Origin of the sequence: Urechidicola vernalis (genome assembly GCF_031846385.1) — a bacterium.
Classification (GTDB): domain Bacteria; phylum Bacteroidota; class Bacteroidia; order Flavobacteriales; family Flavobacteriaceae; genus Urechidicola; species Urechidicola vernalis.
Map to the genome: position 1 here is coordinate 534,043 of NZ_JAVRHV010000001.1, position 25,609 is coordinate 559,651.

Annotated in this window: 26 protein-coding genes and 1 tRNA gene; 14 read left to right on the plus strand and 13 right to left on the minus strand. The window is 32.4% G+C overall.

Annotated features, from left to right (window positions below; all coding sequences use genetic code 11):
• Positions 1-39: 39 nt before the first annotated feature.
• Complete coding sequence (locus tag RM519_RS02325) at positions 40-405, plus strand: toxin-antitoxin system YwqK family antitoxin (RefSeq protein ID WP_311591895.1); 366 nt, start codon at positions 40-42, stop codon at positions 403-405.
• On the opposite strand, the gene RM519_RS02330 is transcribed toward RM519_RS02325, so the two are convergent.
• Entirely contained in the window at positions 406-1,833 is a 1,428-nt protein-coding gene (locus RM519_RS02330) for an ATP-dependent DNA helicase (RefSeq protein WP_311591896.1), read from the minus strand.
• 113 nt (positions 1,834-1,946) lie between these two features.
• Here RM519_RS02330 and RM519_RS02335 point away from each other — a divergent pair, with 113 nt between their 5' ends.
• From RM519_RS02335 to RM519_RS02345, 3 genes are read left to right on the plus strand one after another with little or no spacing between them, the layout of a single operon-like run.
• Positions 1,947-2,684, plus strand: coding sequence for a hypothetical protein (locus RM519_RS02335; RefSeq protein ID WP_311591897.1), 738 nt, complete (start codon positions 1,947-1,949; stop codon positions 2,682-2,684).
• Positions 2,685-2,698: 14 nt separating this feature from the next.
• A complete protein-coding gene (locus tag RM519_RS02340; protein ID WP_311592552.1) occupies positions 2,699-3,448 on the plus strand; it encodes a DUF3822 family protein in 750 nt (249 codons plus the stop codon).
• 2 nt (positions 3,449-3,450) lie between these two features.
• Positions 3,451-3,996 carry an RsmD family RNA methyltransferase gene (locus RM519_RS02345; protein ID WP_311591898.1) on the plus strand — a complete coding sequence of 182 codons (546 nt, stop codon included), beginning with the start codon at positions 3,451-3,453 and terminating at the stop codon, positions 3,994-3,996.
• Here the strand turns inward: RM519_RS02345 and RM519_RS02350 are convergent.
• From RM519_RS02350 to RM519_RS02370, 5 genes are all read right to left on the minus strand, one after another.
• Positions 3,993-4,946 (minus strand): AAA family ATPase, encoded by a 954-nt coding sequence (locus tag RM519_RS02350; RefSeq protein ID WP_311591899.1) that lies wholly within the window; start codon positions 4,944-4,946, stop codon positions 3,993-3,995. The genes RM519_RS02345 and RM519_RS02350 overlap by 4 nt on opposite strands.
• Before the next feature lie 4 nt (positions 4,947-4,950).
• Entirely contained in the window at positions 4,951-6,330 is a 1,380-nt protein-coding gene (locus tag RM519_RS02355; RefSeq protein ID WP_311591900.1) for a peptidylprolyl isomerase, read from the minus strand.
• Positions 6,317-7,177 carry a hypothetical protein gene (locus RM519_RS02360; RefSeq protein ID WP_311591901.1) on the minus strand — a complete coding sequence of 287 codons (861 nt, stop codon included), beginning with the start codon at positions 7,175-7,177 and terminating at the stop codon, positions 6,317-6,319. Before RM519_RS02360 ends, RM519_RS02355 begins: the two co-directional genes overlap by 14 nt.
• Positions 7,174-8,760: a peptidylprolyl isomerase gene (locus RM519_RS02365; RefSeq protein WP_311591902.1), complete on the minus strand. Its 1,587-nt coding sequence runs from the start codon at positions 8,758-8,760 to the stop codon at positions 7,174-7,176. The genes RM519_RS02360 and RM519_RS02365 overlap by 4 nt, the downstream gene beginning before the upstream one ends.
• Positions 8,761-8,863: 103 nt before the next feature.
• Positions 8,864-9,145 carry a DUF493 family protein gene (locus RM519_RS02370; protein ID WP_311591903.1) on the minus strand — a complete coding sequence of 94 codons (282 nt, stop codon included), beginning with the start codon at positions 9,143-9,145 and terminating at the stop codon, positions 8,864-8,866.
• A gap of 118 nt (positions 9,146-9,263) precedes the next feature.
• Between RM519_RS02370 and RM519_RS02375 the strand changes: the two genes are divergently transcribed.
• The 5 genes from RM519_RS02375 (at position 9,264) to RM519_RS02395 (ending at position 13,763) form a co-directional block, all read left to right on the plus strand.
• Positions 9,264-9,803: an AAA family ATPase gene (locus RM519_RS02375; protein WP_311591905.1), complete on the plus strand. Its 540-nt coding sequence runs from the start codon at positions 9,264-9,266 to the stop codon at positions 9,801-9,803.
• Positions 9,800-11,701: a RecQ family ATP-dependent DNA helicase gene (locus RM519_RS02380; RefSeq protein ID WP_311591906.1), complete on the plus strand. Its 1,902-nt coding sequence runs from the start codon at positions 9,800-9,802 to the stop codon at positions 11,699-11,701. The genes RM519_RS02375 and RM519_RS02380 overlap by 4 nt, the downstream gene beginning before the upstream one ends.
• Complete coding sequence (fmt, locus tag RM519_RS02385; RefSeq protein WP_311591907.1) at positions 11,701-12,645, plus strand: methionyl-tRNA formyltransferase; 945 nt, start codon at positions 11,701-11,703, stop codon at positions 12,643-12,645. The genes RM519_RS02380 and fmt overlap by 1 nt, the downstream gene beginning before the upstream one ends.
• A gap of 189 nt (positions 12,646-12,834) precedes the next feature.
• Positions 12,835-13,107: an HU family DNA-binding protein gene (locus tag RM519_RS02390; RefSeq protein WP_311591908.1), complete on the plus strand. Its 273-nt coding sequence runs from the start codon at positions 12,835-12,837 to the stop codon at positions 13,105-13,107.
• Positions 13,108-13,208: 101 nt separating this feature from the next.
• Entirely contained in the window at positions 13,209-13,763 is a 555-nt protein-coding gene (locus RM519_RS02395; protein WP_311591909.1) for a YqgE/AlgH family protein, read from the plus strand.
• On the opposite strand, the gene RM519_RS02400 is transcribed toward RM519_RS02395, so the two are convergent.
• On the minus strand, positions 13,760-14,581 hold the full coding sequence (locus RM519_RS02400; protein WP_311591910.1) for an aminotransferase class IV: 822 nt from the start codon (positions 14,579-14,581) through the stop codon (positions 13,760-13,762). The genes RM519_RS02395 and RM519_RS02400 overlap by 4 nt on opposite strands.
• Positions 14,582-14,658: 77 nt before the next feature.
• Positions 14,659-15,042, minus strand: a complete 384-nt coding sequence (locus tag RM519_RS02405) for an START-like domain-containing protein (protein ID WP_311591911.1) — start codon at positions 15,040-15,042, stop codon at positions 14,659-14,661.
• Between the two features lie 123 nt (positions 15,043-15,165).
• On the opposite strand from RM519_RS02405, the gene RM519_RS02410 reads away from it, so the two are divergent.
• The 5 genes from RM519_RS02410 (at position 15,166) to RM519_RS02430 (ending at position 18,490) form a co-directional block, all read left to right on the plus strand.
• Positions 15,166-15,239 (plus strand) — tRNA-Met (locus RM519_RS02410).
• Between the two features lie 31 nt (positions 15,240-15,270).
• Positions 15,271-16,659 carry a tyrosine-type recombinase/integrase gene (locus tag RM519_RS02415; RefSeq protein ID WP_311591912.1) on the plus strand — a complete coding sequence of 463 codons (1,389 nt, stop codon included), beginning with the start codon at positions 15,271-15,273 and terminating at the stop codon, positions 16,657-16,659.
• A gap of 15 nt (positions 16,660-16,674) precedes the next feature.
• Positions 16,675-17,634 (plus strand): hypothetical protein, encoded by a 960-nt coding sequence (locus RM519_RS02420; RefSeq protein ID WP_311591914.1) that lies wholly within the window; start codon positions 16,675-16,677, stop codon positions 17,632-17,634.
• Between the two features lie 124 nt (positions 17,635-17,758).
• Positions 17,759-17,947 carry a hypothetical protein gene (locus RM519_RS02425; RefSeq protein WP_311591916.1) on the plus strand — a complete coding sequence of 63 codons (189 nt, stop codon included), beginning with the start codon at positions 17,759-17,761 and terminating at the stop codon, positions 17,945-17,947.
• Between the two features lie 150 nt (positions 17,948-18,097).
• A complete protein-coding gene (locus RM519_RS02430) occupies positions 18,098-18,490 on the plus strand; it encodes a hypothetical protein (protein WP_311591917.1) in 393 nt (130 codons plus the stop codon).
• 161 nt (positions 18,491-18,651) lie between these two features.
• Here RM519_RS02430 and RM519_RS02435 read toward each other — a convergent pair whose 3' ends face one another.
• The 5 genes from RM519_RS02435 to RM519_RS02455 form a co-directional block, all read right to left on the minus strand.
• On the minus strand, positions 18,652-18,777 hold the full coding sequence (locus RM519_RS02435) for a hypothetical protein (RefSeq protein ID WP_311591918.1): 126 nt from the start codon (positions 18,775-18,777) through the stop codon (positions 18,652-18,654).
• Between the two features lie 388 nt (positions 18,778-19,165).
• Positions 19,166-19,522, minus strand: coding sequence for a hypothetical protein (locus RM519_RS02440; protein WP_311591919.1), 357 nt, complete (start codon positions 19,520-19,522; stop codon positions 19,166-19,168).
• Between the two features lie 36 nt (positions 19,523-19,558).
• Positions 19,559-22,801, minus strand: coding sequence for a SpoIIE family protein phosphatase (locus RM519_RS02445; RefSeq protein ID WP_311591920.1), 3,243 nt, complete (start codon positions 22,799-22,801; stop codon positions 19,559-19,561).
• A gap of 81 nt (positions 22,802-22,882) precedes the next feature.
• Positions 22,883-23,278, minus strand: coding sequence for a hypothetical protein (locus tag RM519_RS02450; protein WP_311591922.1), 396 nt, complete (start codon positions 23,276-23,278; stop codon positions 22,883-22,885).
• An 11-nt stretch (positions 23,279-23,289) separates the two neighbouring features.
• Positions 23,290-25,608, minus strand: coding sequence for a phosphatase domain-containing putative toxin (locus RM519_RS02455; RefSeq protein ID WP_311591923.1), 2,319 nt, complete (start codon positions 25,606-25,608; stop codon positions 23,290-23,292).
• Position 25,609: the final 1 nt, after the last annotated feature.

Consider the following 25,609-nt stretch of genomic DNA (forward strand, 5'->3'; position numbering starts at 1 on the left):
GCAAAAATAGTTGTAATTTCGTTTAAACTAATGAATTCTATGAGAATACTTTTTACATTTTGCTTCGTGCTAATTTGTTCTTCAAATTTATTTTGTCAAGCCAACTTAAGAGAATCTATTCGCTATTACAATAATGGCAATATTGCTGAAATGGGTTATGTAAAGGGCGCTGTAAAAGAAGGAAAGTGGTCTATTTATTTTATGACCGGAGAAGAAAAGGAAAGAACTGATTTTAAAAATGGGTTAAAACATGGTGAACATATGGAATTCTACCTTAATGGCTACCTTAAAACTTTGGGTAATTATGAAAACGGACTGAAAATAGGTCTTTGGGAGTTTTACAAAGAAGATGGTCAGTTTTTACGAATGGTTAAGTATAAAAATGGTGTTGTTATTCAAGAATAACTACTCCTCGAAGAAATCATCTTTAAAACCAATTAAATATAATTTTTCTTGCGCTCTGGTCACTGCGGTATACAACCAACGTAAATAATCTCTGTTAGGACCTTCAGGTAAATATGGTTGCTCTATAAAAACGGTTTTCCATTGTCCACCTTGTGACTTATGACAAGTCATAGCATATGAAAACTTTACTTGAAGCGCATTAAAGTATTTATTCTTTTTGATTGAAAGCAACTTTTTGTATTTCGATTTTTCGTCTTCAAAATCTTTTGAAACTTCTTGGTACAATCGATTTGAATCTTCATAAGAAAGTGAAGGTGTTTCTGAAGTTAGCGTGTCTAACAAAATAACAGTATCAAAAGGTCTTTGATTTTTATAATCAATCATACGAATTTTTACTTCTGCAAATCTAAATCCATATAATTCCTTTATAGTTCTAATTTCTAATATTTCACAAATGTCCCCGTTGGCAATAAAACCTGCTTCTGAGGAATCGCTCAGCCAGAAATAGTTATTCTTTACCACCATCACAAAATCGCCCGTAGAGATTTCATTTTCTTGACCTCTAATTTTTGTTCGAATTTGTTGATTGTATTGATTCGCTCTTTTATTAGAGCGAACAATAAACGCTGTGTCCTCTACCCCATCATTGTCATAGGCCACCGTTATGGCATCTTGAATATCATAACCATCTTCTAATCTTATAATATCCGGCAATCCCAATTGAAATTGAAAATCATAAAACCCTTCTATAGAAAGTTGATTACGTAAGTTCGTGGCATTTACTAAAATTCCAGAATCGGAATGTTGTCTCATTACTTCACTCAATTCTAACTCAACAACATCTTTATTGTAATTAAAAGACAATTTATCGGCATCTAACGCAGGACTGATATCCAATTTTACCGGTGGTAATTGAGCGGTATCTCCGATTAAAATTAATTTACAACCCTTACCCGAATAAACATATGAAATTAGATCATCTAGCAAAGAACCATTATCAAATAATTTAGAATTACTGGTCGCGTCAGAAATCATTGATGCCTCATCTACGATGAAAAAAGTATTGGTGTGTTTATTCACTTGTTTTACAAAATTTACACCTCCATTTTTTGCTTTTCTAGGGTGGTAAATTTTTTTATGAATTGTAAATGCTTGTCTTCCAGCATATCCCGATATTACTTTCGCTGCTCTACCCGTTGGAGCCAACATAACAGACTTCTTCCCTGTTTTCCATAAATCCTTTACAACGGTACTAATAGTTGTCGTTTTCCCAGTACCGGCGTAACCCTTTAACAGAAAAAGCCCATCTTTTTTTGTGTCAAAAATAAACTCTGAAAGTTGTAATAATAGTACATTTTGAACCTCTGTCGGTTCAAATGGAAACGACTTAATTAATTGCTTGTAAAAGTCTGGTGCAGTTTTTGTCATTGTTATTTTAAAAGATTTCAAAGATAGTAATTGATTTATGGCTAAAAATTTTTAGCATTGAAAAAAAATTGTAGATTTGCGTACAATCAAATAAAAACCTAAATAATCACGAAATGTTTACAGTATTAGTACTCTTTATAGTTGGAATTATAGCATGTTATTTTTTGGCAAAAGCCATTATAAAATTTGTTCCTAAAAAAGTTCATGCGTTTATTTCACTAGCCCTTTATGCTATTGTTGCACTTTTGGCATATAAATCTTATGATGCCGTTATGAAGCCTATTAAGTTCAATCAAGAAAAAGAAAGACGCTATACATTAGCAATTGATAATTTAAAAATAATTCGTGATGCACAAACTGCACACAGAACAGTAACTGGAAGTTTCGCTAAGAAAATTGAAGATTTAGTAATATTTATAGATACTGCACAATTTGCGGTTACAGAAGCACGAAATGAAACTAAAACTGTTGATGCTGGAGGTGGTATTACAAATGAAGTTGAGTTTAGAGTAGTAGATACTACTGGCTATACTGATGTTAGAGCTAACTTTGTTGGAAAAGATTACAAAGCAATGATGAATGTTCCTGGAACAGACAAACAATACACTATGACATTAGGAACGGTTCCTAGAACAAATGGTGCTGTAGTTGCTGTATACGAAGTAAAAGTTGCGAAAGAAGTTGTTTTACACGGAATGGATCCTGATTTAATTAATCTAGAAGAAGAAGCATTTGCTGATAACCAAGTAAAAGGTAAATTCATTAGCGTTGGTTCTTTAGGTGAAGTAAGTGACAGTGGAAACTGGCCTCCTACTTATGATTTGGCTGATATCCAAAAAGCAAAACAGTAGTCATAGCACAACATATACATACTAAGATTTTATCCATTCTACTTCGGTCGGATGGATTTTCTTTTTGCATCACAACTGATAGTGAACAAAATGCAAAAATAAAAGAATTTGATTTCGAGAAGGAGATTAGTCCTTCTGAACAAATCACTAAACTAAGCACACTTTTCGAAAAGGAGGATTTCTTACAAGAAGAATTCGAATCTATTGAAGTAATTCACAGCAATAATTTATCTACTTTAGTTCCTAAACCTTTTTTTAAAGAAAAAGATTTAGCGTCTTATTTAAAGTACAACATTAAATTATTACAAAATGATTTCATTGCATATGACCCTATTTGCAATGGAGAAATTATGAATGTTTATATTCCTTTTGTACATCTTAATAATTTCTTTTTCGATAAGTTTGGAACCTTTGAATACAAACACTCTTCAACGGTCCTAATTGATTCTTTAATTAAAGCGAATGCGCAAAACGAAGAAACTATATTCTCTGTGCATGTTGGGTCCAATCAATTTCAGATAGTAGTCCTACAAAGAAAAAAACTCTTATTCTATAATTCCTTTAATTTTAGAACTAAAGAAGACTTTATCTATTATATCCTATTTACAGCAGAACAGCTCGAATTGAATCCAGAAACATTTAAACTTGTTTTATACGGAAGGATAACAAAAGATTCTGAACTGTATAAAATCGTTTATGATTATGTTAGAAATGTATCATTTCACCCTCAAAACGATTTTCATTTTATCCTATCAAACAATTAGTAATGCGTATAATTTCTGGAAAAAATAAGGGTATACGATTATCCGCACCAAAATCACTACCGGTTAGACCAACTACAGACATGGCTAAAGAGGCCTTGTTTAACATTTTGAATAACCTGTATTATTTTGATGCCGTTTCTGTATTAGATTTGTTTTCTGGCACTGGAAATATCAGTTACGAATTTGGTTCTAGAGGTACCGAAAATATTGTTGCTGTTGATGGGCATTTTGCCTGTGTTCGTTTTATTAATGAAACCTCTAAAAAGTTGGAATATCCAATCAATGCCATAAAAAGTGATGTTTACAAGTTTTTAGAAAAATCAAAACTAAGCTCTGATATAATATTCGCCGACCCTCCTTATGATTTCGAGAAAGGGCAATTCATAAAAATAGCCAATTTGGTATTTGAAAATTCTCTGTTAAACAATGGTGGGCTATTAATAATTGAGCACTCAAAACACACCGATCTATCCGATCATGCAAGATTTAGTTATTCAAAAAAATATGGTGGAAATATGTTTAGCTTTTTTGAAGCCGATGAAGATTAAAGTAACGAATTTATAATTTCTCTATCAGAAATCCCTTCGGCTTCAGCCTTATAATTCTTAACAATTCTATGATTTAAAATTGGAAAGGCAACCGCTTTTACATCCTCAATATCAGGTGAAAACTTGCCATTAACAGCAGCATTTACTTTTGCCGCTATAATTAAATTTTGTGAAGCCCTTGGCCCTGCACCCCAATCGATATAATTCTTTACCAATTCTGTAGCATTTAAAGAATCTGGTCTCGTTTTAGAAACTAACTTTACAGCATATTCTACAACATTATCTGCTACTGGAATTCTTCTAATTAGTTGCTGATACGATTCAATTTCTGAAGCATTTAAAAGCGATGTAATCGTTTCTTTCTTATCAGATGTGGTATTCTTTACAACTTGTACTTCTTCGTTAAAGGAAGGGTAATCTAAATGAATCGAAAACATGAAACGATCTAATTGTGCTTCTGGTAATGGATATGTTCCTTCTTGCTCAATAGGATTCTGAGTAGCTAACACAAAAAATGGTTTTGCCAATTTATGGTTATGCCCTGCAATAGTTACAGATCGCTCTTGCATTGCCTCTAAAAGTGCCGCCTGCGTTTTTGGAGGCGTTCTGTTTATTTCATCCGCTAAAATGATATTAGAGAAAATTGGTCCTTTTATAAATTTAAACTTTCTGTGTTCATCTAATATCTCACTACCTAAAATATCTGATGGCATTAGATCTGGTGTAAATTGAATACGCTTAAAATCCAACCCTATGGCCTCAGCAATTGTATGAACCAATAAGGTTTTAGCCAATCCAGGAACACCAATTAGAAGCGCATGTCCGCCAGCCAGAATAGCATATAATACTTGATCTACTGTATCGTCTTGACCAACAATAATTTTGGCAATTTCGGCACGTAACTCTTTGTACTTATTTCCTAATTCCTCAATGGCCTTTACATCAGACATATTTTTAATCTTTATTCCAGTTTCTATCGAATTCGCAATTTTTGTGTTCTTCAGTAATTTTAATATAAGTGTCTTTTATTTTATCTTCAGCCCAATCTTCAACTGCTTCTTCTTGTTTCTTTTGAAGCGCTAAAGACTGTATTTTCACGTAATCATCAACATAATTTGCAGTATGAGATTCAGACTTAGATTTTAAAAGTAATAATTTAAACATCTTCTCTCCTTCTCTAGTTTCATCATAATACGGCTCTGTAATTTCGCTAGCATTTAATGATGCCACTCTAGAATATAAGGTAGGGTCCATTCTTGTCAATTCAAAAAACGTATCTCCTGTAGAAGTATTTACAATTTGCCCTTTATTAAATCTCGTTTCGTCTTCTTGACAGTAATTCTTAACGGCTTCCTCAAAAGTTGTTGTTCCTTCTAAAATATCTTTTTTAACTTTTTCCAACGTCTCTTTTGCCTCCTGTAATTTTGCTTCGTCAATATCTGGTTGAATTAATATATGACGCATATCTATTTGTTGACCTTTAATTTTCTCAACTTGAATAATATGATAACCAAAATCAGATTTAAAAGGTTCTGAAATTTCTCCTTCTTCTAAACTAAAAGCAACTTCTTTAAATTCTTTTACAAATTGACTTTCTCTGTTAATAGAATAAAAACCTCCGGCACCAGGGCCTTGACCAGACACGGATGGGTCATCTGAATTTAAAATAGCCTTCATATGGAAGGAAGATCCATTTAAAACGTCTTCTCTAATCTCATTCAATTTATCAATTACTTCCTGCTCTTCTTCTTCAGTTGGTTCGGCATAAATAACAATTTGCGACAATTCAATTTCAGATCCAAATTCAGGTAAGTTACCTCCTTCTTCTAAACTCTTAAAATAAGTTCTAACTTCATCTGGTGTTACATCAATTTCTGCAGTAATAGCATCTCTTTCTCCTTGGATCAACATTCCTTCGCGCGCAACACGAGTCAATTCATTTCTTAAATCTGCTTCATCAGAAAACCCATAATAATCAACAACTTTCTGAATGTCATCCGTTCTTAAACTTTGGCTAAAACTAAAAATATCGCGCTCCACTTTTTCTTCAATTCTTGCTTCTGAAACCACAATACTATCAATCACCGCATGGTGCGATAGTAGTTTCTGTGTCATAATTTCTTCTAGCATCTCACAATCTGAAAGTGTTATCTTACCTTCTGACTGCATTTCTACTTGCTTTCTAAAGTTCTCTACATCAGACTCTAATACAATGTTCTTACCAACTACCACAATTACTCCATCAACCTTTACTCTTTCCTGTGCAGAAATTGTAATTGTTAGCAACACTAATGCTAAAATCAGTCCTCTTCTTATCATTTTAATATGCTTCAAATTTTTTATTTTTAATCGCATCATTAAGTAAATCTACCTCAATTTTTCGTAATAACTCTAATTTTCTCTTTTGTAAAATTATCTGTTTTATTGTAGGTGTCACATAATTAATGGGCGCCGTTTCATTACGTTTTAACACGTTTTTTACAGTGACCAAATATAGACCTAATGAATCTTCTTTTTCAATATATTTAGATTTTTTTAACAGAATATTCTTATCAATTGTTTCAAACCCAACCAATTTATTTGTCATGTCTGAATATTTAACCCAAATGGAATCATTAAAATTAAATGATTTGAATTCTAATGTGCGCTCTTGAAGGTTTGATTTATCCAACGAATCCTTTGATTTGAATAGTTTAATCAATTCCTTTTTATCGACTCTACCGCTATCTGTATGAATAAACTTTAATTGAACCAACTCTTCATTCAATTTAAAATTCTCGTGATTTGTGGTATAAAAATCTATTATTTGTTCTTTGGTTATAAGCGTGTCAAGTTTATCTAGGACCAAGGCCTGTTTGTAAGCATTTATATAGAGTGTAGCATGATAATCTTCTACCAATTTATTAAACTCTAATGATTTGTCACTCAAATTTAACTCTGCTTGGTGTAATAATAATTGTTGTTTTGCCCAAGATTCTATATAACCTTTAACCAATAATAAACTATCCGTCTCTGAAATACCAACGGGAAGAATTTCTAGCAAATCATTTTTGAATAATAATTTATCATGCACCTTTGCTATGACATCTCCTTTTTGCGCTTCTTCTTTTTTTATGTTAGGAATAAAATCACAAGAAGCCAATACTAGAAAAATGGCACTAAAGAAACTTATTTTTTTCATTGCTTACCTTCTATTAATTTTAAAACAACTCCCTCATTTACAACCACTTTATATGTCGAATGTAATTCTTTAATCCATTCTTTTTCCAAATAATTTTGATAATCATTCGATACCTCTCCTCTTATTTCATCAAACTCGCCTTCAGTGTACTTAATTCTGTTTTTATCATAAAAACCTTTAATAGCAACAGTATCTTTTGCTTTATTCCATACTTTCTCTTGTAACAACTCAAATAATAACAAACCTTCTTTGTACTCTCTATAAATAGCGGCATACTCAGGGTTAGTTTCCTCCAAATGTGCTTTATAATATTCTAAAATTTGAGCATTTTTAAACTTTTCCAATTCAAAATCAGCATACTCCTTATCTTCTAAAAAGTCCTTTAAACCTAACTGAGAAACACTCATGTCTCTCACGGTTAATAATTCATCATTTAGTTCAATTGTTCTCCATGTGCCATTAATAAAGGGTTCTAATGCTTTTTTATTCACTGTAACCTCATAATTGTTCTTAATTTTATGCACGATCGAATTACTAACAATACTGGCTCTGTCACCTCGCTTTACTTTGGCTGTTAATTCTTTCTTCTGTTTTTCAAAACTCTCAACTGGGTATTTTTTAACCAACTTAACAATATGCCACCCGAATTGAGTTTCAAACGGTTTAGAAATAGCACCTTCTTCCTTTAATGAAAATACAACTTCTTCAAATTCCTTAACCATGCGACCAGAACCGAACCTTCCTAAATCGCCTCCTTTCTCGCCAGAAAACTTATCCTCAGATTCTTCCTTAGCAATTTGCTCAAATGATTTCGTTCCACTAAGTAACTCTTTATAAATTGCATCTATTCTATCTCTACTCTCAGCACTATCTGTTTCTATCATTATATGTGATGCTTGCAACTCCCCTAAGGCTTTTCTCGTGTCATGCAACATTACAATATGATAACCAAATCGCGTTTTAAATATATTAGAAACCTCACCTTGCTTTGCATTGTAAACCGCATTTTCAAACGGATAAACCATATCAAAAACTGAGAAATACCCTAAGTTACCACCGTTGCTCTTTGCCGATTCATCATCCGAATATTGTTTTGCAATATCATCAAAAGCACCACCATTTAAAATGGCTGCTCTTGCTTCAGTTATCTTTTCATATGCTGGCATCGTATCTTTTACCATTGGTGGTAATTTCACCAGAATGTGACTCGCATTTTTCTCAACCAATCCCCGTTCATATGCTTCCTTAACCAGTTTTGAAACAAAAGCATCATCTTTTAAATAAGGCTCCATCAACTGCCTTTTATAGGTTTCTAACTCTTTTTTATAAGCAGTTACAGTGTCAAGGCCTAGGTCTCTTGCTTGCCTTACTTTTAGTTTGTAGTTTACATAAAGTTCTAAATAATTCTTTATCCCCTTTTGACTATCATCCGAAACAACACTTAAATTCTTATTGTAAACTCGCAAAAATTCACTTGTTGTTGTCGGCTCATTGTTTACCGAAAAAATCACCTCATCTTCCTGAGAAAAACTTGATAATGAAAGCGAACATACTAATATGCCAAGAATATATTTTAATTGCATTAATTATTAATTTTATAAAACAAAAATAAGAAATCGATTGTAAAAGAATTATAACAATCGACTGCTAGATTACCTATGCTTTAACTTTAAAAATGTAAAAATATTATAAAGATATTATTCCTTCTATTTGGTCCGTTTTTTTATAGGTCTCGATAATCAATTCCGGATTTGGCATTTTTATTAAAACAGAGAAACTAATAAATTTTCCCGTTTTTGAAGGCCTTGTATTTATGACGGCACCACCAAAATTAAATATTAATTGCAGTTGGTTTAATTTTTCTTCAGAATTGGGAATAATAAATTTAAATAAATACTTGCTAGGAAACTCAGTAGTCTCCTCTAATGTTTTTTTTAGTTTTATATAAAAATCTTCTCTTTCAGTCATTTCATTCATTTTAATTATTCAAAAAATGGAATTAACATATTCGAATACAAAATTACTCTTATATTCTGATGAAACAGAATAAATTGGTAAAACAATTTTGAATCCCTAATTTTGCATAATGCAGCAAAAAATTGTTATCACAGGAGGACCAGGCACCGGAAAATCTACCGTTATTAATGAATTGGAAAGGCGTGGATTCTACTGTATTCATGAAATTTCTAGACAAGTAACTTTAGATGCGCGTGAAAAAGGAATTGAACAGTTGTTTTTAACAAACCCTTTGCTTTTTAGTGAGATGCTTTTAGAAGGTAGAACAAACCAATATATTAGCGCATCTAACTCCGATCCTGAACTTGTCTTTTTTGACAGAGGGATTCCAGATGTATTTGCTTATATGGATTTTACAAATTCTAAATACCCAACAAAATTCAAACAATTAAGTAAAGAGCATCTTTATACGACCGTGTTTTTAATGCCTCCATGGAAAGACATTTATAAATCAGACAATGAACGCTACGAGTCTTACGAGGAGTCCCTTGAAATCTACAGACATATAAAAAACGCGTATACAGAATTAGGATATAGCATTATAGAGGTTCCTTTTGGTTCGGTAAAAGAAAGAACCGATTTTGTTTTGGAATCTCTATTAATTAAATGATTTCTCCAAAAGAAATACTAACTAGATATTGGGGTTATTCTACATTTAGAGCACCACAAGAAGCCATTATTAGCAGTGTTTTAAATCAAAAAGACACCATTGCCCTTTTACCTACGGGAGGTGGGAAATCAATATGCTTTCAAATTCCAACTTTAGTTCAAGACGGATTGTGCCTTGTGGTTTCTCCATTAATTGCATTAATGAACGACCAAGTGCAACAATTAAAAGATAGAAATATCAAAGCGCTTGCACTTACTTCTAAAATTTCGCAAAACGAATTGCCTACAATATTTGACAATCTTCAATTTGGCAATTATAAATTTCTATACATCTCTCCAGAGAAACTTCAAACTACAATTGTTCAAGAGCGTATTAGAAATTTGAATATACAATTAATCGCTGTTGACGAAGCACATTGTATTTCTGAATGGGGGCATGACTTTAGGCCATCCTATTTACAAATTCATAATCTGCGGGATCATTTTCCAAAAATTCCAATAATCGCACTCACTGGCTCTGCTACCACAAAAGTTTTAGAAGATATTTCTGTACAATTAAAATTAAATGAGCCTGACATATATAGAAAATCATTTGCTAGAGACAACCTGGCTTTTAGGGTAGTTGAGGCTGAAGACAAACTTTTTAAAGTTGAACAAGTCTTAAAAAGAACAAACGGAGTCACTATTATTTATGTAAATACACGTAGAAAAACGATTGAATTATCGGATCAATTAAACACCTTAGGATATACAAGTACATATTATCATGGTGGATTATTGTATGACGAAAAAATTAAACAATTTGAGAATTGGATTACCGAAAAGACACCCATAATTGTAGCAACCAATGCATTTGGAATGGGAATAGATAAACCCAATGTTAGAGTGGTGATCCATTACGATGTTCCGAACAGTATTGAAAATTACATGCAAGAAGCCGGAAGAGCTGGGAGAGACGGTAAAAAAGCGTATTCTGTAATTTTAAAAAATGACTCGGACATATACCAAACTAAAGAACGGTTTCAAAAATCGATTCCTACTATAGACTTTATTAAGAAAGTGTATCTTCAATTAAATCAGTTCTATCGCATAGCCTATGGGGAGTTACAAGAGGAAACATTTGATTTTAATTTATCTGAGTTCTGTAACTTATATAAATTCCCTGTAGTACTTACCTATAACGTCTTAAAAACGCTACATAAAGATGGTATTATTTTATTAGATGAAAACTTTGATAGAAAGTCAACCATACATTTTATAGGCACTAATAAGCAAGTTTTTGATTACTACGAAAGAAAACCTTCTTTTGAAAAATTAATCAAATTAATATTAAGGACTTATGGTGGTGTTTTTGAGGGGCCTAAACCAATTAATTTAAATTATATTGCTAAGACCATAGGTATGCCTTTTTCTACGCTTATAGGTCAATTAAAACAATTTGAGAAGGATGAGATCATTGCTTTTTATCATGCTAATTCAAATGCGCAAATCCGATTTTTAGTTCCCAGAGAAGATAATAGAACTATCAACCCTTTTTCTAGAGGAATTGAAAAACGCAACAATTTAAAGTTGCATAAAATGAAGGCATTGATTGACTTTATACAAAACGATACCATTTGTAGAAATATTCAATTACTACACTATTTTAATGAAACCAACCTTGAAAAATGTGGTCATTGTGATGTCTGCCAAGAATCTAACAAGCACCCAAATGTTAGTGCTGAAAATATTCCCGATCTAATATTAACTTTACTTAGTCAAAAAAAGGAGGTTTCTTCCAAAGAACTTGTACTACAAATAAACGCGAAAGAGCAAGATGTTATTTTTAGTTTGCAATTATTAGTTGAAAAAAATAGAATAGGCTTAACTTCGCAAAATAAATTCAGAATATTAGAATAATGCGTGATTTACGAATTGTTTTTATGGGGACTCCAGATTTTGCAGTAACCATATTAAAAGGACTTTTAGAGTCAGGTCAGAATGTTGTTGGCGTTATTACTGCTCCAGATAAACCAGCCGGTAGAGGTCGTAAAATAAACCAATCTGCAGTAAAAAAGTATGCTTTAGAACAGGGCCTAACAATTCTACAACCTACCAATCTTAAAAGTGAAACCTTTTTAAACGAATTGAAAGGGCTAAATGCCAATTTACAAATTGTAGTTGCATTTAGAATGTTGCCTACGGCGGTATGGAAACTTCCAGAATTTGGAACGTTTAATTTACATGCTTCTTTACTTCCTCAATATAGAGGTGCTGCACCAATTAATTGGGCGCTCATAAATGGAGAGACAAAAACTGGGGTAACGACCTTCTTTATAGATGATAAAATTGATACCGGAGAAATCATCCTTCAAAAAGCAGTAGAGGTATCGAGTACAGAAACCGTTGGCCAATTGCATGATAGGTTAATGCACCTTGGTTCTGATGTTGTAAATAAAACAGTGAACTTAATTGCAGATGATGCTGTAATCACAACAAAACAAACATCAGAAGACTTAAAATTTGCGCCTAAAATTCATACAGATACTTGCAAGATTGATTGGTCAGATACCTTAGATAATATATATAATAAGGTAAGAGGACTTAATCCTTACCCTGCAGCCTGGACTACAATTTTAGATAATGACCAAAGCATACAAGCAAAAGTTTATGATGTAAGAAAAGAAATTATAGATCATAATTTTGAAATTGGGACTATTGTTTCTTCCAAAAAAGAACTTAAAATCGCTACAGCAGAGGGCTTTCTAATTATTGATGCTATCAAGTTAGCTGGAAAGCGTAAAATGGATACCAAAAGTCTCTTAAACGGGCATTCGTTTTCTTTAGAAGCAAGAATCGTCTGAAGCGCCTATTTTTAAAGGGATTGCTAAAAACACGCTTCTTGACTCCATGGTTATTAACATTTTCACTTCATTTATTAACAAATCAATGCTTTTTAGGGGCTAAAACTTGCACGAACCCTTATTCCGTCTATTTTTGTTAGGCTTTTAATAAGCAAAGTATGTTTAACCAAAAAAATTAAATTTAAAATTATGAACAAATCAGATTTAATCGACGCAATGGCAGCAGACGCTGGAATTTCTAAAGCAGCTGCAAAGTCAGCGTTAGATTCTTTAACTTCAAATGTTACTAGCACTTTAAAAGGTGGAGGAAAAGTATCTTTAGTAGGATGGGGAACTTGGTCAGTATCTAACAGAGCTGCTAGATCAGGAAGAAACCCACAAACTGGAGCGACAATTCAAATTGCAGCTAAAAATGTGGTTAAGTTTAAAGCTGGAGCTGGTTTAAGCGATGCAGTAAACTAAACAAACAAGTCTTAAGACTTTAAAAAATAAACCTCCTTTGCAAAAAGGAGGTTTTTTTTATTTAATATTTTTTGCTACATTTATATATTACAAAATCATAAATGACTGATTTAAAACCCATAAAAGGAAGATTGCTAGTTGCGGAACCATCAATATTGAACGACAAATCGTTCAATAGATCAGTGGTACTTTTAACAGAACATAACAAAACGGGTTCTATTGGATTTATCATGAATAAACCCATGAAATATAAAATTAGTGATTTGGTGCCAGATATCGATTGTAGTTTTCCGATATACAACGGTGGTCCGGTTTCTCAAGAAAATCTATATTTTATTCATAATGTACCGCAATTAATTCCTGATAGCGTAAAAATTGCCGAAAATATATATTGGGGAGGTGATTTTGATTCCGTTTCTAAACTTTTAGTAAATAGAAAAATTAACACGAAAGATATTCGTTTCTTTTTAGGCTATGCAGGTTGGGAGGCCAATCAATTAGCAGAAGAGTTAACCGAAGACTCTTGGAAAGTTATGGAGAATAGCTATCCTAATATTTTAACTACCAACGATTCTCTTTGGAAAAATAAACTTATGGAATTGGGTGGAGAATATCAGATTTGGGCAAACTCGCCTAAAAACCCTTCTTTAAATTAACTATAACTCATTTTTAGAAGCAATTTAAGTTGCTTAGAAATATTGGTGTTATATACTTTCTTTCTATAGTTCGTTATTGGCTGAATATCTACAATACTATTTGTTATAAAGACTTCGTCTACCTTCTTTAATTCAAATGGAGAAATAACTCGTTCTTCTATTTGATACATTTTATTTTTAGTTAAAATATCAATTAGTTTATCTCTAATGATTCCGTTTAAACACCCTTCCGTAATTGGTGGTGTTATAACTGTATTTCCTTTAATTAAAAATAAATTTCCATTTATGGCTTCAACCAATTGTTTCTTTTCATTGATTAGAATACATGTATCATAATCGTTTTCTTTTGCAAAAACACTCGCAATAACGTTTAACACCTTATTGTTTGTTTTTATAGTTGACATTAAACCAGAATACACGTAAAAATCCTTATACAATTCAACCTTAAATTCTTCTTTTGCAAGGTCTTTCAAAGCTGTTGTTTCAATACAATATTGAATTCCATGATCAACTGGAGTATACAATCCTCCATCATTTCTTGATAATGAAAATCTAATTCTAGCAGTTTCTAATTTATTTGCCTCAATTGTTTTTAATATTTCTTCTTCAAAATACTCAAGGGTAAAGTGCATGGGAGCATCCATGCGCAGCATTCTTAAAGAAGACATTAATCTAAAATAATGCTCTTCTAAAAAGATAACTTTACCATTAACATACTTCAAGGTCTCAAAAATAGCATCTCCGTATTTAAACCCTCTATTGCCAATTGTAAAAACATTAGATTCCTTCTGAATCAATTCACCATTTACATTTATCATATCAAAAAAATTGACTGCAAATTTATAAAAAAAAGCCCTGATGAAATCAGAGCTTTGACTATAAAATATTCTTTTATTTATGCACCTATTAATTGCTTCAATTCACTTATTTGGTTTTCCCAAAACATTTTTGATTCTTCCACTTCATCTTCCTCTGCAAAATCGGTAATCATTAAAGATACATCTTTGGTCAATTCATCTACCTGTATTCTAAATTCGAAGTAAGAATCATCGTCTTCAGATTCTAACCATTTAAATCTAATTTTATTATCAGATCGTTTAGATAAAACCTTTGCTTGTTCTTCTGCTCCATCCCATATGAAAGTATAAACCTCTCCACGAGAATTCACATTATCTGCAAACCATTCAGACAAACCAGATGCTGAACCGAAATAATTGTATAACATCTTTGGAGATGCATGAATTGGAAACTCTATTTGAACCTTTACTTTTTCTTCCATACGTATTTTTTAAAAGCACAATATATTGTTTTATTTGAAGAAAAAAAATTTAAAATTCATCTAAAATATTCTATTCTTATTGTTGTGAAAGCTATAAAATGTTTTATATTTGCAGCCGCTTATGGCGTGGTAGCTCAGTTGGTTAGAGCGTCGGATTCATAACCCGGAGGTCTGCAGTTCAATTCTGCATCACGCTACATTACTGCAAGTCAGATAAACAAACGGATCGTGTTCGCACAATCCGTTTTTTTTATGTCTTTAAATGCCTTACTTTTACGTACCGTATACGAAAACGTACACGATTTCAAAATGATTCAACCCTTTTCTGAGCCAAAAATTTACACTGGTGGTGTCGACATTTCGATGTGGTCTAAACTTTCAAATGAACAAAAAACTACAGCACTTTCTAAAGAGTGGTATCTCTATTATTCCTACCGTAACCCGACAACGGGTAAATTGAAACGACAGCCGAATATCAAGGCAGGAGTTAATCGGTATAAAACTAAAAGAGAGCGGTTGTCTTTTTTAAAAGTAATGAAGGAAAGTCTTTTAGAATTGTTAAAGGCAGGTTTCAATCCATACAATCATGATCCAGAATTGGAAAGAAAGTTTTTTGGGTCATTGGAATCGGTTGAATTGAACTCTACTAATGTTGTAAACTCAAGCAAAAAAACAAATATAAAAGAGGTTGAAATAAACCCTACAACTGAAATAGAATCGATTTCAGTTATGAAAGCATTGAAATTAGGTCTGGAAACCAAAAAAAGAACGTTGAGTTCAAGTACTTATGGACGCTATGCAAGTAGAGTGAATCAGTTTGAAAAATGGTTGGAGAATGAAGGATTAATTGAAGAATCAATTGAGTCAGTTAGTAAGAAAACGATTATAAAATACTTGAATAAAGTATTAGAAACGACTAGTGCTCGGAACAGAAATAATGTTCGTGGTGTTTTAAGTTCTTTGTTTAATACATTGGAGGATAATGAAATTATTGAAGAGAACTTTGTTAGAAAAATAAATGTGTTACAAGCAAAGGCCTCTCGAAATAAAACATATACTCCACAACAGCAAAAGGAAATCTACGAATATATGGAACAGCATGATTCTATTTTACTTTTATTCGTTCAATTCGTTTCATATAATTTCTTAAGACCAATTGAAGTATGCCGTTTACGAATTGAGGACATTGATGTTGTAGACAAAAAACTATACGTAAGGGCCAAAAATAAAATGGTTAAAATCAAGATTATTCCAGAGATATTAATCGAGTGTTTACCCGATTTGGCAGAAATGAATAAAAAACACTTTTTATTTACCCCGGATAAAATTGGAGGTGCCTGGGATTCAGAAGAGAATAATAAAAGAGATTATTTTTCAAAACGATTTAAAAAGGTTAAGGATCATTTTGGTTTAGGCAAGGATTATGGTTTATATAGTTTTAGGCACACTTTTATAACAAAATTATATAGGCAAATTCGAAAAGAGTATTCCCAGTTTGAAGCTAAAAGTAGGCTAATGATGATAACGGGCCATACGACAATGATCGCATTGAATCAATACCTGAGAGATATAGATGCCGAACTGCCAGAAGATTATTCTAACCTAATAAAAGATTAAAACCCAACAATAATTATGTCACAATATTTCGGATTTCTAGAAAAGGAAAAGTTCATCAGTTGGGAAAAGAAAAAACAAGTTGATTTATTAGTTTCTAAACAAGCATGTCGTTGGTCTAGCACAACAATTGGCTCTTTAAGTGATAATGAAATATTTGGTGATTTGAATAAAGCAAAACTTGTATTCAAACCAAGTGTAGAAACCATCAATGAATTTCATGAATTTATAATTTCGAAATACGATAGTCTAATTTCAAACTATTTCATTTCCTTTTTTAAAAAATTTGACGAGGCTACTTATGGCCTAAAGACGCTTGAACAAAGAAAACATGGACTTAAACTTTTTAACGAACTATATTCTACGGTCAATCCTTCGGGAATTGATTTTGTTAGAACTGGAAAAAAGATAGGTTTGGTTCAAACTACAAAGTTTATGAATCGCTTTGAAAAATTAACTCATATTCGATCAGGAATAAAAATTGATTTATGCCCATTACCAATTGCAATGGAATACTTTTATGGGAATGATGATTTTTTTAGATCCGAAACATTTAGGAATCTTGGTTTTTTCAAAAAAGCAATTGATTTTGAATCCAAATTAAAGGTATTGGTGAATTTGAATAACCGTTTTCAATTTGAAGAGGATTTGCATTTTAGTGAATTGAACGAATTTAAAAAAGTATTTTTAAAGTACGCTCACATTTTTAATTCATTTGAAGTGTTTTTATGGACCTATAAAACTATCCAAGATATGGATCAAAATATACCTTCACAAATGGATAGTTTATATGCTGGCCTGGTTGAAATGGAAATGGTTTATAATAGGAAATCAAATTTTATAAAATATGCTGAAACCGAGCATTCAATAAGATTATCTAAACTCCGTTCTTTTGAAGAACATCAAAACCCTGATCATGATGCAAGAGTGCAAAAATTTAAGACTCTACTGACAGAATTATCCTTAGAAAAAGCATAATACATTGATTTAGACAATTTACGCCGGTTTCGGACATAATAAACCATGATTTGGACATTCAATAGACATTGGCCGTCTAAACACTTCATATAGTTTAGTAGAGAATAAAAACTATTCTTTATTAATGAATGCCGAAGTAGTATATCAAGTAGCAAAATCTCTCCCAATTGAGGAGCAGAGAGAGTTATTGGTAATGCTACAAAAAGAGATTAGCATTTCATCCAAAACAATTAAAAATCAAAGACAATCGATTCTAACAAAAGAAATAGCGTTTGAGTATTTGATTAAAAATGTGTTTAGAAAAAAAGAGTAGCACTATTTTTTTAACCCAAAAGGTTAAATTAAACCTAATTTAATCTTTTGCAATCCAATTAAAATTATGAAAGGCTATTGTAAACATTGTAATGAAAAATTTAACCCTAGAAGAAGAAATCATTTGTATTGTAAACCCGGTTGTAAGACCTTGGCAAGTTATAAAAGAAACAAATATAAATATGTTTCAGGGAGGTATCAAAAAGATGATATCTTGAATAAAAATGAAGTTGCCCCTAAAAAAGATCAATTAAAACTCAAAAAAGTTGAGAAAAAATTAAAAGGTCTGGAAAAGAAGTTAAAAGATCTCAAAGAATTAATAGAAAAAGGCCAGAAAACAACATCTGGATTGTTAACATCTACATTGGGTACAATACTTGGGAGATTAGGGGAACAAGCCGGAAAGAAAATATTTTGGCCTGGATCTTTGGGGTCTACAAAAAATGACATAATCCTGTTAAAAAATCAAAATGAGCAAATTAAAAAACAAAACGAAAAAGTTTTAGAACTTCTCGAAAGAATGGATATGATGAACCACTTATAGCACAAATATCTTACCAAGAGCTCATGATTTCATTTTGCTCAATTTAATGGTCTTATTTTATTAATACCATATAATTTTCTCATCTCATGCTTCTTTTAGAAAAATTAATTATTGAGAATATTTCTTATAAATTGAAATACTTAAAATTTATTTATTTGCTCTTACAAAAAAATCAGTATAATTTTTTTTCTAATTTCATGAGGTCTTTTACTTGATATCTCTTCGTCAATATGCAAACGAGTATACCCTTTATGATATGCCAATTCTTTAATCTCTTCAAAAGCCATTTTACTAATTTTACTGGTGGTAGCAAACTTTAAACAAGACGAAATAAAACCTTTACTGCTCTTAGTCAATTAGTTAGAGTTTTTTATCTTGCATATTAGCCTATTATGAAGTTGTTTTTGAGGATAATGTTCCAAGTTAATTTGTTTCTAATTTCTAATTTTCCCAATAGAAAAAGTATTGTATAAATGTTTATAATGATTGAGGTACAAATAGGGTACTGATTTTGTAGGAGTTTACATTTTCAACCTATTGATTATTTAAGAAAAAACTAATAACAAAAGAAAATTAGGTGATTTCTTCTATTTCTTAAAATGATAGCCTTCATAGAAACCCAATGAAACACAGGGAATATTGGCGATCCCTATAAAGGCTAATATTAACAAGTTATTATTTATAGGCCTTACCAACCAATACAACAGTATAATTACGCTTTCTTAATTCATGCTGCTTTTTAAAAGATGCATCTTCATCAATACGTAAGTGGGTAAACCCTTTTGCACCTGCCAGTTCTTTAAACTTTTGTACAGCCATTTTATTAATTTTTTCTTTCCCAGCGAAATTCAATCCGTAAGCGAATTTTATGGTCAATTCTTTATTAATTGTAAATTGCTCAACAGTGTCATCAGCTGTGATTAATTTCACCTCTGGATCCTGATTATTATTTTTTTCATCATTAAAATTCGCAGCACAAATAGTGCTACTAACTAGTCCTCCTAAAAGGATTGTGAATACTGCTTTTTTCATTTTATCTATTTTAAATTAATTAATATTCATGTTTATCTATGATGACTTATACTTCAATGCCATCGCTGTAATATCATCTGTTTGTTCAGTATTGCCTTCAAAACTCTGCACATCTTCAATCACTGTATCAACAACATTTTTTACGTTTATATTATTGAGATTTGCTAACAAATTTTCTAATCGTTTTTCAGAATACAATTCATTAGAGTCATTAAAAGCTTCAGTAATTCCATCTGTATAAATGAAAAATATTTCCTCCGGCTGTAATACAATTTTACTTTCCTTGTATTTAACTCCTTCCATTGCGCCTAGAACAAGTCCATGTTTTTCATCAATAATTTTAATGCCTCCTCTATTATTTATGACATAAGGAGGATTATGTCCAGCACTCGTATAAACAGCTTCACCAGTATTAACATTAATAATACACAAGAATGCAGTTACAAACATATACTCTTCATTATCTCGACTCAATTCATTGTTAACAAGCTCAATTATGTCTGCTGTTGAATATTTTAATGTAGTATTACTAGCATTAGAGTATTTTTCTTCCACATTATATCGATGCGCTGAAATTGCTTTAAGTAATGTTTTTGAAATAGCCATAAATAATGCAGCAGGAACCCCTTTTCCAGAGACATCTCCCACACAACAGCAAACATGATCATTATCTATAAAAAATACGTCGTACAAATCACCACCAACCTCTCTAGCTGGAATAAGATTTGCAAATACTTCAATATTGTCAGTCACTGGGAAATCATTGGTTAACATACTCATTTGAATCTTAGTACCAATGTTTAATTCGTTTTCCATACGGTTGTTTTCTGACTCTAATAATGCAGATTGTAATTCTAATTTCTCAGATTTCGTTTGAGCTTCTCTTAATTCAAATTTCTGCCGCTCTTTATGTTGAACTCTTTTTTTCAATATCCGCCTACCCATTGCTAGAAAGAGAATGGCCATTAATACGTAAAAGGTATAGGCCAAATTAGATCTATAAAATGGTGGATTGATATAAAAGGTAAAAGTGGCTATTGTACTTTGCTGATCATATAAGTTTTTCCCACGTACATGAAATACATAATCACCTTCTTTAAGTTGCTCGTATTCCTTCCAGGTGTTCTTGTTCCAGGTTGACCACTCTTTATCAAACCCCTCTAAAAAAGTTTGAAACTCACTTTGGCTTTCGTCAATATAACTAGTAATCGAAAAATCGAAACGAATGCTATTATTGCTAAAATCTAATGTACTTTCTGGTAATTTAAAACCCATTGAACCACCACTAAGATTCAGACTATCCCCAGCTTTAATGTTTCGAATTATTGTGCTCGTTGCTTTATTGCGATTATGTATTCGACTAGGATCGTATTGAACGAGTCCCTCTTCATTGATAAACCAAACTTCATCTCCATCACCATCCCCAAAATCATAGATCATATCGGCTTTAAAATGGGCGAAAGGTGGCTTATCGATAGCATACGTCCCATCTCCCTTAGGGGTAGCTAATGCAGCTCCTTTTCCTGTTGCAATCCAAACACGGCCTTTTTTGTCCTCTTTAAGCTTGGCCCATTGGTATGCACTATTTTCATTAAAAGCACCATCAAATACAGTATCTCTTAAAAACCGATCCGTCTCACTATTATAACGATAGATGAAATCGTTCATCACACTAAAATATATTTTTCCGTTAATTTCAGGTGTTTTTATCTCTCCGTTGGGTATACCTTGTTCTGGTCCATAGTGTGTTACTTTGGCGTCTTCCAATTTAAAATTCTCATCATAAGAAGGCATCTCAACCTTATAAGCTCCTGTCGCATTAGTGCCTACCCATAGTGTTCCAGGAGGGCTTTCGTTCATATCGTATGCCCATTCTTCAATTCCGGGAATAGACCCCTTATCAATCCATTGATCATTTTTGTATTGAACAACTCGAACTCCTGTATTACCCTGAGATAGCCCTAAAAAAAGAATGGAATCGTCTTGTTTTGAAACATGGAAATTAGAGGGTGGACCAATATTAGGAAAATCAACAATTTGCTTACTCTCATTTCCGCTTAATTCAAAAATATATCTCCCAGGTACAATTAGTTTATCTTGAAACTCTGCGAAATCCCAATATTGGCCAGAAGGAATCCCTTTAACGATTTCAAATTTGCTTGATTCTGGGGTTTTTACCCAAACGTATGGATCACCAGCAGCATAAATCATTCCTCTATAATTATACAGGGCTCTTACCCTACCTATAATGCCGCTTCTTTTGTCAAATATTTTAAAAGGTGTATTGAGCTCAATTTTTGAGATGCCGTCAATTTTGGCATTCCATAACACTTCGTTACTGTCATTAAACAGAAAGCTTGACGTTGAATTTCCCGAAGTCTGATCTATATGCTGTAGAATTTTACCCTGCCTATCAAAAATATAAATACCCTTACCGTTAAATGACCCTATTGCTATGAAATTATTTGAAAATTCAGTTTTCGCATAATTGAAAAATTGTTTCTCTTTTATAACACTGTCAATTTCACTAACAAAAGATTTTAATGTATCTCCGTCATACTCCATGATTCCAGCTTGAGTGATAAAACATGTGTTTCCTTTATCGTTTTTAAATGCTCCAAATATTCTAATCTGAGCATTTGTCAACCCTTTGAACAATTCGACAATTGTATCTTTCTCGACTTTATAAATTGAATTAGTGTCTCTAGCGGTGCCGAAAACTTGGTCTTCAAGTTTAAATAATAACATTGGAGTCGGATCGAATTCAAATTCTCTCTCTATGGGATCATAAATATATAATCCTTTAAAAGTGCTGGAATAAATTTTGCCTTCGAAATATGTAGTCACCCAAACATCGTCAAATCCATGATGTTCCTTGGGAAGCTCATCCATTATAGAATGATATTGTGTAAAGCCATTTTTATCAGACTCCAGATACCCGAAATCTCCAACTCCTCCAACCCAAATTCTTCCGGTTGGATCTTTGTCCATTGAGCGTGCTATGGAACGATTTGACAAAGGAATCATTCTCCATGAAACACCATCATACTCCATCACACCCACAATATTTCCGAAGTACATCAAACCTTCATCACTCTGAGTAATGGCCCAGTTCTCAGGCATGGCATTGTAGGAACTTGGCGGAAAATGCTGGATAAACGGATAGCCCTGCATGGAGTTTACTTGACCCAAGGAATTCATTGGATACAACAATATCACTAAAATAGTAATGAACACAATTCCCTTTAGGTAATTTGTTTTTATCGATTTATTCAACATAATATTTTATTTTATTACGTTTGATCATCAAAAGTGTAGAGCTATACCGTTTACTGCCATCTATTTTGAGACCTTAAAAACTTATTTTATGTTAACTTTTATTCTTGCACTCGGCAATGTCACAAAATAACCTTTTAAATAAGCTGGGAGTGAAGTGATTTTATATATTAAACCACCTTGATCAATGACGTCCTTTAATTGAATTTCAACACAAATTCTTTCATCCCTTTCATAATCTGGTTCTGGTTTGCTTAAAAATGAAATTCCTTTCCCCATTTCTTGAGAAACAAAAAAATGTCCTTTATCATCATAATGATCAATTACGATATCACTGCATTCTGTTTTTGCCTTAAGGTAACTTTCATCACCTGAATCATCAATATATTTAACGGATGTATATCGATATAGCTTAGATTCAAGGTTTAATCGAAATTCCTCTAATATTTCTGCTAATATTTCTTTTTTTGTTTTATTCATGATTTATATAATTATTCAAATGTTATTTCTGAAACAAATTCTTCTTGTATTTTAGATTCTACTGCGCGTAGCCCTCTTACTTTACGCACAGACTGTATGGCGTCTTCTGCATTTCTTCCTTTATACTTTAAATAAGATGCCGCAACTAATCCGGACCTACCAAGGCCTCCAACACAGTGTAGAACTATTTTTTCATTGTTCTGAAGCCTTTCCTCCAAGTAATCAATTAACTCTTTCATTTCTTGATGTGAGCTTACTAATTGATCCATAATTGGTAATCGTTTCACATTAAAATCATACTCTTGGTATTTTTCTAACAATTCCCCAACTCCAAAGTGATCAAACTCATCATCAGTTATTAGCGGTATAATAGTATCAACTTTATATTCTTTTAGTTGCTTTAAATCTTCATCTATTGAGCGACTGTAATCTTTACGACCAGGTAAAATAGTTAAGCCTATTTCCCCAGAAGTCATTTTATCGTCATCTAACCAATTTACGCGTAATTTACCCCCAGACATAATCCTTTCTGTAATAATTCGTGTAGTATGTCCTGCATTGTACAATGCCCATAATTTGTGGAAATTATTCGATTCGAAAAACATTAATGTATGTAAGGAATATCTAAGCTGGCCTATTAATAATTGTAATGAATCTCTATCATGACCTATTAAAGCGGAATAATATGATCTTAGAATCTTTAAAGTCTCATACGTTCTTATAAACCCTGGATGGGTTAGACCCGTTTCCTCAACTGGTTTTAATGGTTGAGCGAGATCTCGAATTTCGAAGAGCACTTCAGATAGTTTTACAGCTTCGTTAAGATCTTCTTCACGATAAATAGGAGTATATATATACAATAAATCATTCTCCAATTTGATAAGATCTCTTAATACGTGTCCTTTATGAGTGTGAAAAAAATCAATGAGCCATATATTCTCCTGTGGATCTACCATAATATTCGCTCCATTTAAATCACCATGTGTATAGGCAAAATAGCTCGACCTATTATTTAAGGGAAGTAAAGTCTCTAAAACGTCTCTATTAAAAATATACGGATTTGGGAACTCCTGCCCAGTTGGCAATGTAAGTATATCATCATCTGCAGGTTTACCGTACACCTTTTCTACTCTAGGTTTTAAACGTTCTGCTCGTTTTGGATCGTGTCCATAATATTCTAGAAGATTTGATTTCTCATAGGTTCTCGCATTATAGAATTTACCTAACTGATCAATAAAAACAATATCAAGATATTTCTTTACTTGATCTAATGAAATTCCCGAGATAAACAATTTATTAAAGGTTGTCGAGCTTCCTTTACCCATCGATGCATATCTGTATTTGATACCGCCACGTCCTTTATAATCAATAAAATCTGTAATTCGAGGTGCACTGTTTCCCAAAACAGATTCAACCCGTTCAAAAGACATTCGTTCCTGACCTATTTCATTTTGTTCTCCAATCTTAACTACATGAGGAGCTTCTTCTCTACCTTCATTATCGACACTTTTTGCTCCTAAAACAAGATTTCCTGAATATCCTCCATCTAATACATTAAAATCTACTGAACGTGCATTTCTAAATAAAAACTTCAAAATGCTGTTGTCGGCTTCCGAAACGTTCACATCATTATTATAGCTAAGTTTTGGCAAATCATCTTTTTCAGGCGCATTAATCTCAAAATTAGAAGAGCTTCCCGTTAAGAAACTTGTAAACTCTCCTAAAGAATTAATCACTCGAATACCAAGAATTTTTTGCATATTATCTAAAGCCGTGTAATGACTTGAAATAGAAGAGCCAGCACACAACGCAGAACATACTGCTATATCGAATTGTGGATAACGTGTTTTAAGATCATAAGCTAAAAATGAAATTTTACCCTCGGTCATTACGCCCATTATCCCTACACGAATTTTTTCGTTTTTATAAGGTTCTAAAATATCTTCGAGCTCTGTATTAACAAAATCATTTAATTGAAGTGATTCAATTATAGTAGCTAATCGAGGATATTTGTCTAAATGAAATGCAAAACGAGAACCATCAGTATATTGAATGCAATGATCACCATACAATTCTAGGTGTTCCTTTTGGTTTTTATCTTCTGGATCGTGCCAATCTCTTAGATGTATTATTTCAAGATCTTCATCGCTCTGTTCGTAAGCCCAACGCATAGTGTTAGCAACAGGCCCTTCCTTAGGCGTTAACCCCATTAAGCGAACAGATTCTTCATAACCAATATGTACTAAATTTGGAATATGATCGTATTTTCCTATTGGTTTACAATAGTCATTTTGAAGACATTGTGTGAATAAAATTGCTTTACTACTCATA